The sequence below is a fragment of the Prevotellamassilia timonensis genome (assembly GCF_900106785.1).
Classification (GTDB): domain Bacteria; phylum Bacteroidota; class Bacteroidia; order Bacteroidales; family Bacteroidaceae; genus Alloprevotella; species Alloprevotella timonensis.
This window is the reverse complement of record NZ_LT629841.1, coordinates 117,868-137,729: the sequence shown is the minus strand read 5'-3', so window position 1 is coordinate 137,729 and position 19,862 is coordinate 117,868. Positions and strand designations below refer to the sequence as shown.

The window sequence follows — 19,862 nt, the reverse complement described above, 5'->3', positions numbered from 1 at the left end:
CGATATCTTCTGTTCTTATGTCCTTCTGTTCTTATGTTTTCCGCGTTAGCGGTTAGCGCTTGAGTTGCACCGACGCGGGACGCGTCGCCCCCATTAGAGGTAGCGTTTGTGTACCCCCCTATAAAGTGAAAAGTGACGTTTTTGCCTGCATCTTACACTTTTTGCCTGCACTGCGCTGATTATCAGCGCGTTACAGAGTGTAGGTAAAACTGCACACTACCTACACACTATCTGCACACCACCTACACACTACCCACACGCTCTATGTGCATCTTGCACACCCCCCTGCACTGACAGCACGGCATTGTCTGCACCCAACATATTGGCACCTGTGCCAGCGCGTTATAACGCTTGCGGCAGGTAGAATTATCAGTTGCTCCGACTGGTGATTCTACCTGCCGCAAGCGTTTTTGCTGCCCACCATTGTCGAAAAAACAATCAGTGCAAGGCGTGAACAACCGCCGTGCAGGCAGTGCAAAGGGTGTGTAGGTAGTGTGCAAAGGGGGTGTAGGCACAGTGCAGCGTAACATACACTCCGTAAAGCATTGAAAATCAGCGCAGTGCAGGCAAAAAGTGTAAGATGTAGGTAAAAAGCGTGTAAACGTGCTGATGAGGGGTGCAAAGTGCAAAAATGGCCCATTTCATCGCAGAAATGCCCCATTTCATCGTAAAAACGGCCATTCCGGTGCAAAAAACGGGTAAAGTGTCCGATTGGTACCAATCGGACAACTACTTATGAGCAATCGGACAACAAGACAGGGCAATCGTTTGCATCGAAACGATGGCAATACTTAAATTTGTAAACAAATTCACTAATTTCATAAACATTTATCATTATGCACACACACTTTACACGATTACCCCATCAGCGGGTAGCGAAGAAAGTGCCTCCTCCGCCCCTATTGGGCCGGTGGCTGCTCATGTTGGGCGTGTTGCTCATGACCTGGGGTCTTGTGCCGCAGGTGGTGAGGGCAAACACCGACCCCAAAGATGTAGCCAAGACAATATGTATTGACAATATTGCCTTGAGCGAGGCACGTCCGTACATCGAATTCCGTTACATGGACTACGACAAGGATAACAGCAAGCCTGATGCCATGCGTAGAATCAGAATATATGCGAATGAATTCGTTGAGTACAGAACTATTTCGCCGCTTATAAAAAATTTCCCCGTTTACAATGACATATTGGTGGGCGAAATGCCCCGTTGTCATGACAAGCTGGTGCGTCACAACGAAGCGTATGGCCGCCTTACCATTGTAAAGGACGTGATGAACGGCAAAAAGCGTACTGTCTACGCCCGCTTTTACCCTTCAAAGAAATTGCTCGAGGGTGAAGGCACCCCTGACGGCAAGGGCAAGTTGCGTGGCATCAGGTTCGTGGGTTGTTGGGACAACAATGACAATGGCGACGACCCCGACAACATAGACGTGTACTTGAACTTCACTGCCGGCTCGGCCATCAACGAGTCCCAAACCAATAAGGGCAGTTTTGTGCGCAGTGCCGCAGGCAAAATTACATTCAATGCTTCGAAGCTGCCGAATAAGAAAGCCTGGGGTTTCGCGCCCACCTACTATTTCAACAATTCAAGGTCGTATACTTCCCTCAAGTATGGTTCGGTGTATGCGGCCGACAATGCCACCAGCGTGACCAAGACGCTCGACGGCACGTTCAGCAACCGCGATGCCGTCACCATCTACTATTGGGGCGCATGGAGTGCCGTGATGAATATTGGCGAGGGTAGTGTGGTAGATCCCATCCACGACAACAAGAACAGTGTGTTCCAGCGTTACAACAACGGCACCATTTGGTCAGTCACCGTGCCCGGTTGTCCGTACCCGGGCAATTTGAGTGCAGAACCCAAACAGTGGACCAAAACCGTAAAGCTGACTTGGAACACCAAGGGTGACACCCGCTTGAGCAGCGATAAAGACAAGTGGCTGGTGTACCGCTACAAGCAAGGCGAGTCGGCAAGTTCGGCCAAGCTCATCGCTACCGTTGACTATAACACCAACAACTGCGAGGTGGAAGTGCCGAGCCTTGAAACCGAATATGTGTATATCGTCACCTACCAAAAGGACGGGTGGAAGGAAGGCATAGTAGACGACCTCAAGGCCACAGTGACGACCAAGATAGTGCCGTCGTTCGTATTTGACAAGGTGGACACCCGTTCTGAAGAGCAGAGCGTGGTGGTGACTTGGAACTATGGTGCTTTCAGAAACAGCGAGCAGAGTTTCCTTGTGTACAGCCGTTTGGCCGGCACAACCCAGTGGAGCAACCCCGTGAGCGTGCCCCGCACCGATGTGAATGCCACCTCGGGCGAATACGAGTACACTGGCATCAAGAATGTGTGCGACTCTTACGAGTTCAAGGTTGCGCTGAAAGCCTTTGGCAAGACCTTTGAGTCGCCCATTGCCGTAGGCTCCATCAGCGGCAGCAGCCGTGTGGCATCGTTAAACGTGAGCAAGGGCCTGTACAGCAACAGTGTCAAGCTCACCTGGAACGCCCAGCAAATATCTGAGGGCAACACCCGTTATGTGGTGGCACGTCGTATGCTTGGCAGCAAGGGCAACTGGAGCGACATACACACCGTGTCGGGCACCTCGGAGATGTACACTTTCGACGACAACAATGTGGCCCCCGGCCAGTACTACGAATACCGCGTGTCGTCGTACATAAACTGTAATGGCAACAGCACTCAAACCGCCGAGGCCACCGACAACGGCTTTTGCCAGGCCACCGGCACCATAGCCGGCCGCATAGCCTATGGCACAGGTACGGCCGTTGAGGGCGTGCGTGTCAATTTGGTGCAGGCCAAGGACGATGCCGAGGCCAAATCGCAGTTCTACTCATTGCGTGTAGACAATGTGGGCGGTGGCCTTGTGCTGCCCCTCGACCGTGAGGAGGCCGGTGCCCTGTTTATGGACAGTGTACCCCTCACCATGCAGGCATGGTTCCGCCTCGACGACAACATCAAGGAGTCGGGCAATGCAACCAAAGATGCAACGCCCATGCTGATTGACACTTACGACAACTTCTCACTGTTTGGCAAGCGTACCAGCAGCGGTGCCTACCAGCTGACGTTGCGCCTGCCTACACCTAACAAGTATGCCGACACACCCACCACGGTGATGCTCGAGCCCAACAACTATTATGCCATAGCCCTGTCAACCGACGGCGCCGCTAATTGGACCCTGCGCGCCATCGACACCAAGGGCAAGATGCAGAAGTTTGAGACCAAGGCCACGGGCATGCCCAAGGAAAACAGAAAGAAGCTTTACAACCTGGCCTTTGGTACGAATGTGAGCGATTTGGCAAGTTACAACTTCAACGGCTACATCGACGAGGTGCGCTTGTGGAACAAAGTCCTTGCCGATGCCGAGTTGACAGCCACCTACGACCACCAGCTCTCGGGCGACGAGAAAGACCTCTATCTGTACTGGCCGCTCGACGAGGGCATTACCAATCAGACCACCGCTTACGACTACAGCAAGACTGGCGGCGTGGCCAATGGCCATCACGGCACCATCAAGTCGTCGAACAGCATCAGCACCATTGTGCCCCCCGACGATGCATTCAGCATTTACGGCCGCACCGATGCCGAGGGCAACTATGTGATAAAAGGTGTGCCATTTACCGGCAGCGGCACCAACTACTCGGTTGTGCCAAGCAAGGGCGTACACAGCTTTACACCACAGAAGCTCTCGCGCTACGTCAGCCAGAACTCAATCAACCACAATGGCGTTGACTTTGAGGATACCTCAAGCTTCCCCGTCACAGGCCAGGTGTTGTACGAAGGCACCACCTATCCGGTGGAGGGTTGCAACTTCTATGTAGACGGCAACATTTGCTATAAGGACGGCGAACCCATCACCAGCGACAGCGAGGGCCGCTTCAGCATCAGTGTGCCCATTGGCGACCACTTTATACAGATAAAGAAGCAGGGCCACGAGTTTGCCTCGGCAGGCCGTTTCCCCGCCGACGACAAGGGCGTTGGCACACGCTACACCTTTGTGAAGGAAGAGGCGGTGAACTTTACCGATGTGACCAAAGTCGTAATAGCCGGCCGTGTGGCAGGTGGCGACGTTGAAAAGGGCAAGCCCCTTGGTTTGGCACAGAGCAAGGCCAACATTGGCCAGGCCGTGATAAAGCTCAGCGCAGGCGATGCCTATCGCATGAATGTGGTGCGCAAAGACAATGGTGGTGCTTACACCTACGAAAACGCCACCGACGCCCGCAACTATGAAGCAGCAAGCAAGCAGGTGAAGAGCACCGCCCAGGTGGGTGGCGGCGATGACGATGCCGTAAAAACCATCACCATCACCACCGACCCCGCCACAGGCGAGTTTGCCGCCCTGGTGCCCCCCGTGCAGTACAAGGTGACCAGTGTCGAGGTGCCGTCAAACGCCGAGATTGTGTTCGACCGCGCCACCATTCCTGGCATCGACGCCAGCAATCCGCTGGCCGTCAAGACCGACTCCGTCACCACCGACAAGGGCATTGTGCAACGCTTCAGCTATGTGGCATCGCTCAACTTGGCCCACCGCGTGGAGCCGACATTCGATGTCAAGCAGAAGGGTGCTCCGGCCTTTGGCGACGCCACCTTCAAGTACGTGACACTCAGCGACCCCAAGGGCCAGGAAGTGCCGCTCTACACCACCGACGAGCAGGGCACAGTGACCTATGCCATGGGTGCCCCGGTGTTCACCCAGTTGCGCCGCTACACCTTCACCCTCGACGGCTACGAGCAGTACGTCAACCAGGACGATGCCCAAAATCCCGTCACCGACCGTGTACCGTTGCAGCAGTCAACTGTCACCATCACCAACCAGTTTGCTGCCGGACAGGTGGTGAACTTTGAAGGTGCCGATGACGGCAAGTTTAAGGACGAGAACAACTTGGCCACCAACCAGTTGCAGCTCGACTCGCTCGGCCATGCCGAATACACCTTTATGGCAGGTTTCCCCAACATCACAGAACCGTACACTCTGGGGCTTAACATGGTGTTCGACGTGAATGGCGCACAAAAGCAGTGGAGCGGCAACGGCACTTTCAAGGCCATTGTGCTTGGCGAACTGCCGTCGGGCAACAACTTTGTGACATCAGGCCCCGACAAGGTGCTCATGGTGCTGCGCGACCCCCCGGGTTCAAACTCAAACGCCTATTATGAGACAGCCACCTCTGTGACCGAAAGCACCTCGTACGCCGGTTCGTTTGTAACCAATAACGAGGTGAGCACCCTCACCAAGCTCGGTTTCGAGGCCGCCACTTGGGTGGGCGTGGGTGCAGGTGTCATAACCGAAGCATCGACCAAGGCCGACCTTGAAGTGGGTGCCGAGGTCAACCTCGACATTACCGACAGTCAGGCAAGCTCTACCACCACCACTACGACCAACCGCGTGAGCACGTCTGACGAGGAGGACTATGTGGGCGCCAACGGCGACGTGTTTATAGGTACCGCCACCAACATTTTGTTTGGCAATGCCCGCAGCGTGGACATACGTCCCGACGGCAAGGGCGGCTTTGGCGTGACCCGCGAGAACGTTATATCAACCGGCATGGAGTTTGGCACAGGGTTCAACTACTCGCAGAACTATGTGGAGAACACCCTGCTGCCCAACCTCGAAAGCGTGCGCAACAGTTTGCTGCACGACCCCTCAGAGGGCATTACCAGCAACACGACCAACGAGGTGGTGTATGTGTCGAAGGTGAGCAAGGACGATCCGCGCTTTGGTTCGAACAACAACGACAAGGACGTGTGGGGCGCTGCCGCCGTGTCGGGCGACAAGCTTGATGGGCCGAGCTACACCATGATGCTCCCCGCCAAGACCACCGACAGCAATGGCAAGCCCATAGCCTTTGAGGACAAGGTGAAGTGGTACAATTCGCAAATGGCGCTTTGGACACAGACCCTGGCCAACAACGAGAAGGCCAAAATTGAGGCCAAGAGCAGCCGCACAGAATACCTCATAAGCAACTACTCGTTCGACGCCGGTGCCACCATCGAGAACTCGGTAGGCACCATCGAGGCCAAGAGCCACGAAACCAGCGAGGAGTTTGAGGTGATGATAGTGGGCGGTGTGACTACCGGATTTGAGATAAACGGCACAGGTGTCGACCTCACGGTGAAGACCACCACAGGCACCCGCAACACCTTTGTGCAAGGCTCAAGCTCGGAGAACGCCAAGACCATTGGCTATACGCTCAAGGAGAATGGCGACGACGATGCCCTGTCGGTAGACGTGTTCAATGCCCCCGACGGTTTCGGCCCCATCTTCATAACCCGTGGCGGACAAACCTGCTGCCCCTATGAGGACAAGTATGTGAGCAAGTACTATGAGCCAGGCACCGAGATATCGGCCGCTACCATGCAGATAGAAGTGCCCAAACTCAATGTGGAGAATAACTATGCCACCGATGTGCCCTCAGGCGGTACCGCTAACTTTACCCTGCTCATGCAGAACGACAGCGAGACGGGTGAGGACGTGTGGTTCCAGCTCTCTATGCTCGACGAAACCAACCCCAATGGCGCCAAGCTCAGCATCGACGGCCAGGCACTGACCGACGGCCGCGTGTTCCTGGTGCCGGCTGGCAACACCCTGCGCAAGCAGCTGCAACTCACACAAACCGACCAGAGCGTGCTGGAGTACAACAACATCAAGCTCGCCCTGCGCTCGCAGTGTCAGAGCGACCCCACAGGGTCATTCCCGGTAATAGCCGACACCGTGGCCATTTCGGCCCAGTTTGTGCCCAGCTGTTCCGACATCATGCTCAGCGTGCCCGACCGCGTGGTGAACTGCAACACCGGCAGCCAGCTCAAGATGGTGGTAAGCCGCTACGACCGCAACTTCCGTTCGTTCAAGGGCTTCCGCATACAGTACAAGGGCGCCCGCGATGTAGACTGGCAGTTGGCCAAGGAGTTTGTCAACGATGAGGCCGACCTTACCGACAACAACCAGCTTATCAGCGGTGCATCGACCACCTATGTGCTCGACATGGGCAACAACGCACTCTTCCCCGACCAGACCTACGAACTGCGCGCCATCACCATGTGCGACTTTGGCAGTGGCGAGGTGAACAATGAGAGTGAGACCATTGAAGTGGTGAAAGACGTGGCGCGCCCCAAACTGTTGGGCAACCCGTCGCCCGCCAACGGTGTGCTCACCCCCGAAGGTGAAGTGTCAATCACCTTCAACGAGGACATCAAGGCATCAAGCCTTATCAGGACCGAGAACTTTGTGGTGACCAGCAAGCTCAACGGCTCGAAGGTTGACCACGATGTGGCCCTGCAACTCACAGGTGCCGAGGGTGCACAAACCGAGGCCGACATCGACTTGGCCGCACGTCCGTTCGCCCTTAACATGTGGCTCAACTACACTGGCGCCGGCCAGATACTGAGCCATGGCGCAGCAGCTACCAAGTTTACCCTGTCGGTTGACGACGAGGGTCACCTCACGGCCGATGTGGCCGGCACCAAGGTGACGTCGGAAGGCACACTGCCCAAGGACAAGTGGACCTACCTCGCACTCAGCTATGCGCCCGCCAGCCAGGGCGGCACACTCACTGCCGACTGTGCTTACGATGACACCGACGCCAGTCTGTTTGCATCGCAGCCCGTGCCCGCCTACAACGGCAATGGCCCGCTGCGCATAGGTGGCGGAATGAAGGGCGCCATGCAGGAACTCACCCTGTGGAACGCTGCCCGCTCATACGCCGAGGCCAAGGCCGACATGTACACGACCAAGCAGGCCAACTCTGCCGACATAGCTGGCTACTGGCCGCTCAACGAGGGCACTGGCACTACAGCCAACGATGTGGCCCGCTCGCGCCACATCACGCTGCCTGCCGCCTCGTGGTATATGGCTACGCCCAACAAGGCCATCAGCCTGAACGGTACAACCGATTATGCTGCCATTGACCTGACCTCATGCTCACCCGCCACCGACGAGGATTATGCCCTCGAACTGTGGTTTAAGGGCAGCAAGCCCGAGGCAGGCAAGCAGGCTACGCTTTTCAGCACCCATGTCGATGGCGTGATGGCTGCTTTCAATGCCCAAGGCCAGCTGCAACTGAGCCAGAACGACCAGATGCTGGCCACTGGCACAGCTGACTGCCTTGACAACCAATGGCACCACTTTGCACTGAACGTGCTGCACGATGGCACGGCAGCTGTCTACGTTGACGGTAACAATGTGGCACAGTTTACACCCAGCGCTCCGCTCCGCTTGCAGAGCGACAGCCTGATGCTTGGCGTGATGCGCCGCGCACAGACTGCGGGGGCTGCCGACTTTGTGTACAGCAATTACTTCAACGGTCAGCTTGACGAGTTGCGCCTGTGGAATGCCCGCCTTACTGCTGATGTGCTGCGCGCCGCACGCTTGCAGCGCCTCGAAGGCACCGAGAGCGGACTGGTGGCCTACTATCCGTTTGAGAAGATACAGCTCAACCAGTACAGTCAGGCCGAAGTGGTGGCCGACATGGCTGACCATGCCACCACCACGCTGCCCAAGCCGCACGAGGCCAAGCTCTATGGCTCGGCTGCCATTGGCGATGAGGCTCCCGGGTTGAAGGCTGCTCCCAAGCTCAGCAATGTGGCATTCAACTTTACCGCATCGGAGCGCAAGGTGGTTATCACCCTTAACGAATCGGCCGCTGCGCTCGAGGGTTGCACCGTCAACTTTACGCTGCGTGGCATACGCGATGTGAACAACAACTTGGCCGACCCCATCAGCTGGACGGCTTATGTGCAGCAGAACCAGTTGCTCTGGGGCGACAGCCAGTTGACGCTTGCCAAGCAACAGGCCGACAAACTCACCACCGAGGTTGAGATTGTGAACAACAGCAGCGCCGCCGAGGCATGGACTATCAGCGGATTGCCCTCATGGCTCACGCTCAATACCGAGAGCGGACAGCTCAAGCCCCTTGGCACAGCCAAGTTGCGCCTGACAGTGCCCGCGTCGGTGGCAGCAGGCCGCTATGAGGCAACGCTCTACCTCACTGGCAACCAGGGTGTGGCACAGCCGCTGCACGTGCAGCTCACTGTGACAGGACAGCAGCCTGACTGGCGTGTTGATGCTGCTAAGTATGACATGAACATGAGCATGGTGGCCCAGTTGCAATTCAACGGTGTGCCGTCGGAGAATGGCGCCGACCTTGTGGCAGCATTCAATGCCAAGGGCACTTGTGTGGGTGTGGCTTCGCCCGTCTACAACAAGCGCTACGACTGCTACTTTGCCATGCTTACCATTTATGGCAACTCCGACGAGCCAGGCTCGCCTGTGAGCTTCAAGGCATGGCATGCCGCTACGGGCAAGGTACACCCGGTGGTTGCAACCGCTGACAAGGTGACCTTCAGCGCCAATGCTGTGTACGGCAGCGTAACGAAGCCGTATGTGCTTAATGCTACGAACGCCGTAGAGCAGCAGTTCAGTCTGCATCAGGGCTGGCAGTGGCTGTCGTTCAGCGTGACGCCAGTTGATGCCACCGTGGCCGGCACCTTTGCCCCCGTGGCTGCAACAGCCCGCATGCTCAAGAACCAGACGCAGTTTGCAGTGCCCGCTGCCGACAGTCTGGTCTGGACGGGTGGCCTTGACAAGCTCAATGTGAAGGAAATGTACATGCTCTATATGGAGCAGCCCGCTGACTTCAGCGTGAAGGGCGAGCAGGTGAATACTGCCACCACGCCTGTTACACTGAACAAGGGCTGGACATGGCTCGGCTACACGCCCACTTACGCCGCATCGCCGCTCTATGCCCTGGCACCTGCGGCACCCGTTACGGGTGATATTGTGAAGGGCCAAAACGGATTTGCCATGTATCAGGACTATGAGTGGATAGGTTCGCTCGAGGTTATGGAACCCGGACAGGGCTACATATACTTCAGCGCAGCTGATGACAGCCGCCAGTTTGGTTATCCTACTGCCGCTCCTGCCAGCAAGGCGCGCCGCATGGTAGCCAATGATGGCGAGGCGTACGGTGGCAAGGCTGCCAATAGTGACGAGGTGCAGTCGGCCTTCCCGCCTGTTGACCGCCATGCTTATCCCAACAACATGACGGTGATAGCACGCATCACGCAAGGCGGCCAACCCGTAAGTGGTGCCGAGATAGGCGTGTTTGCTGACGACGAGTGCCGTGGTACATCGGTCGAAATTGATGGTTTGTATTTCATAACCATCAGTGGCGATGGCAATGGACCGCAACTTGATGTGCGCGTGGCACACAATGGGCAGGTGCGTTCAACCAACGCTGCTCTGACTTATGTTGACAATGCCATGATTGGTACGCTCAACGAGCCGTTTGCCATAGAGCTGCTCACTGCGACAGGTGTGACAGATGCTGAGGCTCCTCAGGTGAACATTATGCCACGTCGCGTCAAGACGCACGTGACAGCAAGCACCAATGGTCCGGCCATGCGTCTTATCACCATTCACGCCACCAATGGCCAGCTGTTGTACATCAACCAGAACCCCGCACCCGACACAGAGCGCATTGACATGTCGCGCTATGCCGAGGGTGTGTACTACATCACCGTACAGACGGCAGACGGCAAGAGCCATACTGCCAAGTTGATGAAGTAGGAACGAAATATTGATTAACCTGTTGACGGGTTGACGCGTAAGTATGCTATATTGGCAAACTTACCCGTTAACCCGTCAATTTGTTTGCTAATACCACCAATGCGTGTAGTAATTTGAGTTTCGGATTTAGCAAGTGCGGGCTGAATCATCGTGCAAGGCGAATGCAATCAAGCTTGCTTGAATTGCTGAGCCGCAGCCGATGATGTCAATAAAAGCCCAATGTAATCCATAGCCCAGGGCAAGCGTAGCGACACCCTGGGTAATCGCGTGTTGGAGCTGTCGCGCCCTGTAAGGTAGGGTGTTCAAAATCGGCATCAAAAACGCGACTGTTTTTGAGGCATTTTAAGTTGCCTGAAACGCGCTGTAAAAAACGCTAGCACTAATGGGGGCGACGCGTCCCGCGTCGGAATAGAGAAGGGAGGGAAATACTAACCTCTACTAAATAATAGCTGCATCTTTTCCCGACGCGAGACGCGTCGCCCCCATTAGAGGTAGCGTTTTGTGCTTGAGTCCGTTCGCATGTTTACTTTTCACCGAATAGCAACAACAACGAATAGAATTCCCAAAAACGATTTCATTTTTGATGCCGATTTTGAACACCCTACCTGTAAGTGCAAAAGCATTACTATGTGCATCGGAGTTTTATCAGACAGTGATATTTTGCGGCAAAATAATCGCCAGAGGGCGGGTTATTGAAGCATAAAGCCTTGTTACTGATAAAAAATGAGTAATTTTGCAAGCTACATTCACAAACAAAACATAACGCTACATGTCTGTCGAGATAAAGAAAGTAACAACCAAAAGCGAGCTTAAACGCTTCATACGCTTCAACTACGAGTTTTACAAGGACAACCCCTATTCGGTGCCCGACTTGTACGATGATATGCTCAACACCTTCTCACCCAAGAAGAATGCCGCCTTCGAGTTTTGTGAAGCCGACTACTTTCTGGCTCTGCGCGATGGTAAAATAGTGGGCCGCGTGGCTGCTATTATCAACCGTCGTGCCAACGAGAAGTGGAACCGCAAGACGGTGCGCTTTGGCTGGATAGACTTTATTGACGACATGGAGGTGAGCACAGCCCTTATCGACACCGTAAAACAATGGGGCAAGGAGCGCGGCATGACCGAGATAGAAGGCCCCCTTGGCTTTACCGACATGGACGCTGAGGGTATGCTTGTGGAGGGTTTTGACCAGCTCTCGACCATGGCCACCATCTACAACTATCCCTACTACCCGCAGCACATGGAACGCCTCGGGCTGAGCAAGAGTGCCGACTGGGTGGAGATGAAGATATATGTGCCCGATGCCATACCCGAAAAGCACCGCCGCATATCGGATATTATAGCCAAGCGCTATAATCTGCATATCCGCAAGCTCAAGAGTAAGAAAGAGGTGCGACAGAGTGGTGTGGCACATGATATATTCCGCCTTATAAACGATGCCTATACACCACTGTTTGGCTACTCGCGCATGACCGAACGGCAGATAGACCAGTATGTCAAGATGTATGTGCCGGTGCTCGACCTGCGCATGGTGAGCATTGTGGAGAATGAACAGAACGAGATAGTGGCCGTGGGCATATCGATGGCCTCGCTGTCGCGTGCGCTGCAAAAGGCCAAGGGCCGCTTGTTGCCCTTTGGGTGGTACCACCTGCTGAAAGCCTTGATGTGGAAACGCCCCAAAGTGCTCGACTTGTTGCTCGTGGCTGTACGTCCCGACTACCAGGGCAAGGGGGTGAATGCACTGCTATTTACCGACCTTATTCCCGTTTACAAGGAATTGGGCTTTGAATATGCCGAGAGTAACCCCGAACTCGAAATGAACGAGAAGGTGCAGAACCAATGGCAGTATTTCAAAACGGAACAACACAAGCGCCGCCGCTGCTTCAAAGCGGACATTTGATGGGGCGTGACAGGGTTAACGAGTTAACGGGTCTGCCATAAACATAACAAGACAATGGAGAACGAGAATACTTCGACCGTCGTTTATGACGAGAGCAAAATACGACATCTTGAGGATACCGAGCACATACGTACGCGTCCCGGCATGTACATTGGTCGCTTGGGCGATGGCTCACATGCCGAAGATGGTATATATGTGCTGCTCAAGGAGAGTATAGACAATAGTATCGACGAGTTTAACGAGGGGTTTGGCAAACGCATTGAGGTGAACATACACGACAACCTCACTGCCGAAATACGCGACTATGGCCGTGGCATACCCCTTGGTGCCTTGGTAGATGCTGTGTCGAAACTCAACACGGGCGGCAAGTACGACACCGCTGTGTTTACCGCCTCGGTGGGTATGAATGGTGTGGGCTTGAAGGCTGTTAATGCCCTGTCGAGCCGCTTTATTGCACGCAGTGTGCGCGATGGCCAGATGCATGAGGCCATATTTGAGAAAGGTGTGCTCGTGAGCGACGAACAAGGCCCTTGCGAGGAGGAAAACGGCACTTACATATTTTTTGAGCCAGACAGCACGCTGTTTCAGCACTACCGATTCCACGGAGAGTTTGTTGAGAACATGCTCCGCAACTATACCTACCTCAACACCGGACTTGCCATCTTTTACAACGGGCGGCGCATATTGAGCCGCAACGGACTTGAGGACTTGCTCAACGACAACATGACTGCGCCGGGCCTGTACCCCATCGTACACCTGACAGGGCCAAACATCGATATAGCCTTTACCCACACCTCGCAGTATGGCGAGGAGTATTACTCGTTTGTTAACGGACAACATACCACCCAGGGCGGTACGCACCAAAGTGCCTTTAAGGAGCACATAGCCAAGGCCATAAAGGAGTATTTCGGCAAGAACTACGATGTGCAGGACGTGCGCAACGGTTTGGTGGCCGCCATAGCCATACGTGTGATAGAGCCATTGTTTGAGAGTCAGACAAAAATCAAGCTCGGCTCGCTCACCATGGCCCCCGACAAGGACTCGAACGGGAAACCCTTCCCACTGTCTGGCGTGAGCGTGAACAAGTTCGTGGGCGACTTTATAAAGGAAAATGTAGATAACTTCCTGCACAAGCACACCGATGTGGCCGAGGTTATCAAGCAAAAAATAGAGGAGAGCGAGAAGGAGCGCAAGGCCATAGCCGGTGTGACCAAATTGGCACGCGAGCGCGCCAAAAAGGCCAACCTGCACAACCGCAAGTTGCGCGACTGCCGCATACACCTTAACGACCCCGCTCCAAAGTCGCGCAAAAAGGGCGACGACGACCAAGAAGACCCGCGACAAGAGTCGTCTATATTCATTACCGAGGGTGACTCGGCCAGCGGCTCGATAACCAAAACACGTAATGCGCAGACGCAAGCCGTGTTCTCGCTGCGCGGCAAGCCGCTCAACTGTTATGGTCTGACCAAAAAGGTGGTGTACGAAAACGAGGAGTTCAACCTGTTGCAAGCAGCCCTCAACATAGAGGACGGACTCGACGGGCTGCGCTACAACAAGGTGATTGTGGCCACTGATGCCGATGTGGACGGTATGCACATCAGGCTGCTCATTATCACCTTCTTCCTGCAGTTCTTCCCCGACCTTATCAAGAAGGGGCACGTGTACATACTGCAAACGCCCCTCTTCCGTGTGCGTAACAAAAAGAAGAAGGTGCGCGGGGCAAACAAGCCCAAAACGGTGACCGATGCCAGCGCGGGGGCTGCCATACTGAAAAAGACGCAGGTGAGCGACCGCTCAGAGTATGAAACCATTTATTGCTACAGCGACGAGGAGCGTCTGGCAGCTATCGAAAAGCTCAGTCCGAACCCCGAAATAACCCGTTTCAAAGGTTTGGGCGAGATAGATCCCGACGAGTTCAAAAACTTTATAGGTCCCGACATGCGCCTCGACCCCGTTACGCTGCACAAGAGCGACAATGTGGGCAAGCTGCTCGAGTACTATATGGGTAAAAACACCATGGAGCGCCAAGGTTTTATAATAGACAATCTGGTGGTTGAGGAAGACTTGGCCGACGAAGATACCAACGACTTATGAAAGTAGCTATATTTCCCGGCTCGTTCGACCCCTTTACGGTGGGACATGCCAGCATAGTGGAGCGCGGGTTGCCCATGTTCGACCGCATCGTGATAGGGGTGGGCGTAAACGATAAAAAGCGCTCGTTCTATGACCCCGAACAGCGTGTGGAGGCCATACGCCGCGTGTATGCCAATGAGCCGCGCATCAAGGTGGTGGCTTACAACGACTTGACCATCGACCTGGTGCGGCGCGAGGGCGCACAATTCATATTGCGCGGCTTGCGCTCTGTAAAGGACTTTGAGTACGAACGCGACATTGCTGCCATGAACAAGCGGCTGGCGGGCGTCGAAACCGTCATGCTCTTTACCGAAGCACATTATTCCGACATATCGTCGAGCGTGGTGCGCGAACTTATTGCCTATGGCAAGGACGTGAGCGCGTTTTTGCCGCAGCCGGCACAAACCGAAACCAACTTACTGAAATGAAACATATCTATCTGCTTTTAGCCATCTTGCTCACACTGCCCGCCTGCGCACAATCGCGCTTTGGCGATGTGGACTTTGAGCAAATCAAAAAACTGCAAATGGCACAGGTGGCCATCACCAGCCTCTACGTTGACAGTGTGGACCAAAAGAAACTGGCCGAGGACGCCATTAACGGCATGCTCAGCAAACTCGACCCGCACTCGTCGTACACCAATGCCAAGGACACCAAAAAACTGAACGAACCGCTCAGTGGCAACTTTGAGGGTATCGGCGTGAGCTTTAACATGGTGAAGGATACCCTCGTGGTGTTGCAGGTTATAAGCAAAGGCCCTTGCGAGCGTGCGGGGGTGCTGGCCGGCGACCGCATCATTGCCGTTAATGGCGTGACCATAGCCGGTGTGAAGATGGACCGCGACAGCATCATGACCAAACTGCGCGGGCCGAAGGGCACCGTTGCCAACCTTGACATTGTGCGCCGTGGCACAAACAGTGTGCTGCACTTTAAGGTGGTGCGCGACAAGATACCCGTCAACACGGTTGATGCTGCTTACATGATAACGCCTACTGCCGGCTACATACACCTTGACAGTTTTGGTGCCACATCGGGCAAGGAGGTGCACGACAAGATAGCCGAACTGCGGAAGCAGGGCATGAAGGACCTCATTCTTGACCTCGGTATGAATGGCGGTGGCTACCTTAACGCAGCGCAGGAGGTGGCCAGTGAGTTCCTGCCCAATGGCTCGATGATAGTGTATACCGACGGCCGCGTGATGCCGCGTCAGGAATTGCGCTCAGAGGGCAACGGACTGATGCAGACTGAGGGCCGCGTGGTCATACTCGTTGACGAGTTTACCGCCTCGGCAGCCGAAATTGTGAGCGGTGCCGTACAGGATCACGACCGTGGCACCATTATTGGCCGACGCACATTTGGAAAGGGGCTCGTACAGCGCCCCATCGACTTGCCCGACGGTTCGATGATACGCCTCACCGTGTCGCACTATTACACGCCCTCGGGTCGCTGCATTCAAAAGCCCTACACCAAGGGCGAGAAGAGTGAGTACGACCAGGACCTTGAAAAGCGCTACACCCGTGGCGAGCTGACTTGCATTGACAGCATACACCTTGACTCGGCCAAGGTGTACAAAACCCTGGTAAAGGGGCGTACCGTGTATGGTGGCGGTGGCATTATGCCCGACATATTTGTGCCGCTCGACACAACCACTTACACGCCCTACTACCGCGCGCTGCGCCGCTACAACCTCATTAACGAGTGGACACTGCGCTATGTGGACGACCACCGCAAGGAGCTGAAGCGCAAATATCGCAAGTTTGAGGATTTTGACAAGAACTTTGAGGTGCCCGCCTCACTCACCGATTCTATCATGGCCGAGGGCAAGCGCAAAAAGGTGGAGCCTAAGGACGACAAGGAGCGCGAGTCGGCACTCAAGGATTTGCAGTTTACGCTCAAAACCACCATTGCCTACGATCTCTGGGACCGCAATGAGTACTTCCGCCTGGTGAACAAGCGCAGCGACATTGTAAAGCGTGCGCTCCAGTTCTTGAGCGAGGGCAAGTAAGGTCATAAGCATAAAACGCAAGTGCCCAACGCAAGTACCAAACGCTAACACCAAGCGCTAACACCAAGCGCTAACACCAAACGCTAACACCCAACGCAAGCTTCAAACGCAAGCACTAATGGGGGCGACGCGTCTCGCGTCGGGAAAATTAAAGCAAAGGCTCACAGATAGTGGTGAAATTAGTACTATCTGTGAGCCTTTATTTAGTGCTATTTTTCCCCGACGCGAGACGCGTCGCCCCCATTAGAGCTAGCGTTTTGTGCGAGTTTTGTGCTCGCGGAAGGGCATGTAGGCCACTTTTGTGTCCACTTTTATCTGTACGATGCACTTTTTATGCACCAAAATTTGGTTGTTCGGAAAACTTGTCGTACTTTTGCACTGCAAAGAGCAGAAATGCCCTTTTGTGGATGTTCCATGGTGTAATGGCAGCACTAGAGTTTTTGGTTCTCTCAGTCCCCGTTCGAATCGGAGTGGAACAACTTCCCCTTCCCCCAGAGTCTTGCAGTCTTTCCCTGCTTGCAAGGCTCTTTTTCCTCAGCAGTGTCTATACGACACTGCTTTTTTTGTGTATGTGCGCAAGGGGTGGTGGATAGGAACTCTGTGGTATATAACTCTCTGCATTTCTGTTTGTTCTTATTGCGCATTAATGGTTATTTGTTTTGTAAGTTAACGACTTGCGGCTGATGTTTTTTGGTGAAGTAGTATAAACTCTGGTTAATGTAGCCGAATAGATGTATTAGTGTGGAGATTTTCCTTATATTCGCATCGTAAAACACTATTAGAATATTAGCTATGAGATACGGCAAGAACTTTATTTATATTGTATTTGTAATAGTCCTGTTGGTGGTAGCTTGTGATACTGAACCTCATACCGCAACCATCACTATGAATGATGGGAATGAGATAACTATCAGAAATCTGAATGTAACTTACTATAGCAGCGAGGCGCAATTTGAGCAGTCTGTCTTCGCAACAGGAGAACTTCCTATTCAAGTTGGAAGTAAGGAAGTCATTAACTATAAAGAAGGTGAATCTTACACAATAAGTAAAGTCTCACAAACTTTTAATACAAGGTGGAGAATTGTGCGCTTTGGTGAATGGGCTTCGAAGTATGGCTTAAAGTCTAATAGGAAGTATTATGTTTCAACAAAGGTCTACACTCTGAATGTAGTTACGCCTCCGAGTGGTCTCATGATTTGCCCTAAATTTTACAAGGAAAATATGGGATATCCCTCCATGGGAGGCGATATCAAAACATTTGATGTGATTCGGAGTGAAGCGGATCCCAGTGTAACGACTTTTATTACCTATACAAGGTTTGTTGGATATGATGATAATAAAAACAGAGTAGACATTAGTATACCACAAATAAAAGACACAATAAAATGGAGGTTTTTTATTCAAACAGATGGCTGGGACTGATGGGACATCATGTTCTGCTGCATTTGGCTCTGCCTTGCCATTGTAATTGTTTCCCTCAAAAAAAGTCGGCATTTGCTTTGCCTTTCTCATAGTAAAGCGTAACTTTGCACCCGAAAACAAAAGTTAGGGGCGTAGCCCAGTTGGTTTAGAGCGCTGCAGTCACATTGCAGAGGTCATCGGTTCGAGCCCGATCGTCCCTACTAACTAAGTTTTATTAGCGAAACAACAGAGGACAGATTTGGCTGCTTGCAACCTCTCAAAAACAATGCTAAAACTCGTGATGTGTGGCTGCGGGCTGCGCAATGGGTGCTATGGGCTACAAACGCTGGCGCACACACCTCGCGAATTGCAAAACATTTTAGCTGAGTTCTGCCTTGCCTGTTTCCGCCATGCGAAAGCAGGCTGTTTTGTGTTTTAACTATTTATTCTCACACAATATCATGGGATATTTATTTACGTCCGAATCGGTGTCGGAAGGACACCCCGACAAGGTGGCAGACCAAATATCTGACGCCGTGCTTGACCAGTTGCTGGCATACGACCCCAACTCGAAAGTAGCTTGCGAAACGCTCGTGACCACCGGACAGGTGGTTGTGGCCGGAGAAGTAAAGACCGAAGCCTACGTTGACTTGCAGAACGTGGTGCGCCACACCATTGCACGCATTGGCTACACCAAGGCTGAATACAAGTTTGAGGCAGAGAGCTGTGGCATACTCAGCGCCATTCATGAGCAGAGTGCCGACATCAACCGCGGTGTGGACCGCAAAGGGGCCGACAACAACATCGACCGCAAGGCACAAGGTGCCGGCGACCAGGGCATGATGTTTGGTTATGCCAATAACGAAACTGACACTTACATGCCGCTGCCGCTTTCGCTGGCCCACGACATCGTGTATGTGCTGGCCGAAATACGCCGCGAGGGCAAGGTTATGACCTACTTGCGTCCCGACTCAAAGAGCCAGGTGACTGTGGAGTATGACGACAACAACGTGGCACAGCGCATCGACACCATTGTGGTGAGCACCCAGCACGACGAGTTTATCAGTGCTGCTGAGGCTGGCTCACAAGAGGAGGCCGACCGCCAGATGCAGGCTCGCATACAAAAAGACGTGGAGGAGATACTCATTCCGCGCGTGATAGACGAGCGTGTCCATACTCCCGAAATTAAAGCCCTTTTCCACAAGGGTAACATCAAATACTATGTCAATCCCACGGGCAAGTTTGTGATTGGCGGTCCTCATGGCGACACGGGCCTTACGGGTCGCAAGATTATTGTAGACACCTATGGCGGCAAGGGCGCACACGGCGGTGGAGCCTTCTCAGGCAAAGACCCCTCAAAGGTAGACCGCTCAGCAGCATACGCTGCCCGACACATTGCCAAGAATATGGTGGCTGCCGGCGTGGCCGACGAAATGCTCGTACAGCTGAGCTATGCCATTGGCAAGGCAGAGCCTATATCAATATATGTGGACACTTATGGACGCAGCCATGTAAACAAGACCGATGGTGAGATAGCCCAAATCATTGGCAAAATGTTCGATTTGCGTCCGGCAGCCATTGAAGAGGATCTCAAGTTGCGCCAGCCCATTTACGAAGAAACTGCAAGCTATGGCCATGTGGGTCGTACCCCCGAACTGGTGAGCAAGACTTTTAACGAGGGCAAGGCTGACGAAAAGACCATGCAGGTGGAACTCTTCACTTGGGAAAAACTCGACAAGGTGGACGAGATTAAGAAAGAATTTGGATTGTAAGTAGGTGTTCAAAATTAGTTGATATGAATTGGTGCAGTATTTCGTTCATAAACATAGGTTGAAGAGGGAGC

Annotated in this window: 7 protein-coding genes and 1 tRNA gene; all 8 read left to right on the top strand. The window is 53.7% G+C overall.

Annotated elements, in window-relative coordinates:
• The first annotated feature begins 836 nt into the window (after positions 1–836).
• The 8 genes from BQ5453_RS02415 to metK all read left to right on the top strand — a co-directional run bounded on the left by BQ5453_RS02415 (position 837) and on the right by metK (position 19,791).
• Positions 837–10,577, top strand: a complete 9,741-nt coding sequence (locus BQ5453_RS02415) for a LamG-like jellyroll fold domain-containing protein (RefSeq protein ID WP_083361098.1) — start codon at positions 837–839, stop codon at positions 10,575–10,577.
• A 769-nt stretch (positions 10,578–11,346) separates the two neighbouring features.
• Positions 11,347–12,480 carry an N-acetyltransferase gene (locus BQ5453_RS02410; RefSeq protein ID WP_071121988.1) on the top strand — a complete coding sequence of 378 codons (1,134 nt, stop codon included), beginning with the start codon at positions 11,347–11,349 and terminating at the stop codon, positions 12,478–12,480.
• A gap of 54 nt (positions 12,481–12,534) precedes the next feature.
• Positions 12,535–14,574 carry a DNA topoisomerase IV subunit B gene (locus BQ5453_RS02405; RefSeq protein ID WP_071121987.1) on the top strand — a complete coding sequence of 680 codons (2,040 nt, stop codon included), beginning with the start codon at positions 12,535–12,537 and terminating at the stop codon, positions 14,572–14,574.
• The gene (gene coaD, locus BQ5453_RS02400) at positions 14,571–15,041 is read left to right on the top strand and encodes a pantetheine-phosphate adenylyltransferase (RefSeq protein ID WP_022101522.1); all 471 of its coding nucleotides are present in this window, start codon (positions 14,571–14,573) and stop codon (positions 15,039–15,041) included. The genes BQ5453_RS02405 and coaD overlap by 4 nt, the downstream gene beginning before the upstream one ends.
• A complete protein-coding gene (locus tag BQ5453_RS02395; RefSeq protein ID WP_071121986.1) occupies positions 15,038–16,618 on the top strand; it encodes a S41 family peptidase in 1,581 nt (526 codons plus the stop codon). The genes coaD and BQ5453_RS02395 overlap by 4 nt, the downstream gene beginning before the upstream one ends.
• 792 nt (positions 16,619–17,410) lie before the next feature.
• Positions 17,411–18,040, top strand: coding sequence for a hypothetical protein (locus BQ5453_RS02385; protein ID WP_071121984.1), 630 nt, complete (start codon positions 17,411–17,413; stop codon positions 18,038–18,040).
• Positions 18,041–18,165: 125 nt separating this feature from the next.
• Positions 18,166–18,240: transfer RNA gene (locus BQ5453_RS02380), tRNA-Val, on the top strand.
• 240 nt (positions 18,241–18,480) lie between these two features.
• Positions 18,481–19,791, top strand: a complete 1,311-nt coding sequence (gene metK / locus BQ5453_RS02375; protein ID WP_071122086.1) for a methionine adenosyltransferase — start codon at positions 18,481–18,483, stop codon at positions 19,789–19,791.
• Positions 19,792–19,862: the final 71 nt, after the last annotated feature.

Coding starts and splice junctions, on each gene's coding strand:
- BQ5453_RS02415 (WP_083361098.1), top strand. CDS start 837: ATGCACACACACTTTACACGATTACCCCATCAGCGGGTAGCGAAGAAA.
- BQ5453_RS02410 (WP_071121988.1), top strand. CDS start 11,347: ATGTCTGTCGAGATAAAGAAAGTAACAACCAAAAGCGAGCTTAAACGC.
- BQ5453_RS02405 (WP_071121987.1), top strand. CDS start 12,535: ATGGAGAACGAGAATACTTCGACCGTCGTTTATGACGAGAGCAAAATA.
- coaD (WP_022101522.1), top strand. CDS start 14,571: ATGAAAGTAGCTATATTTCCCGGCTCGTTCGACCCCTTTACGGTGGGA.
- BQ5453_RS02395 (WP_071121986.1), top strand. CDS start 15,038: ATGAAACATATCTATCTGCTTTTAGCCATCTTGCTCACACTGCCCGCC.
- BQ5453_RS02385 (WP_071121984.1), top strand. CDS start 17,411: ATGAGATACGGCAAGAACTTTATTTATATTGTATTTGTAATAGTCCTG.
- metK (WP_071122086.1), top strand. CDS start 18,481: ATGGGATATTTATTTACGTCCGAATCGGTGTCGGAAGGACACCCCGAC.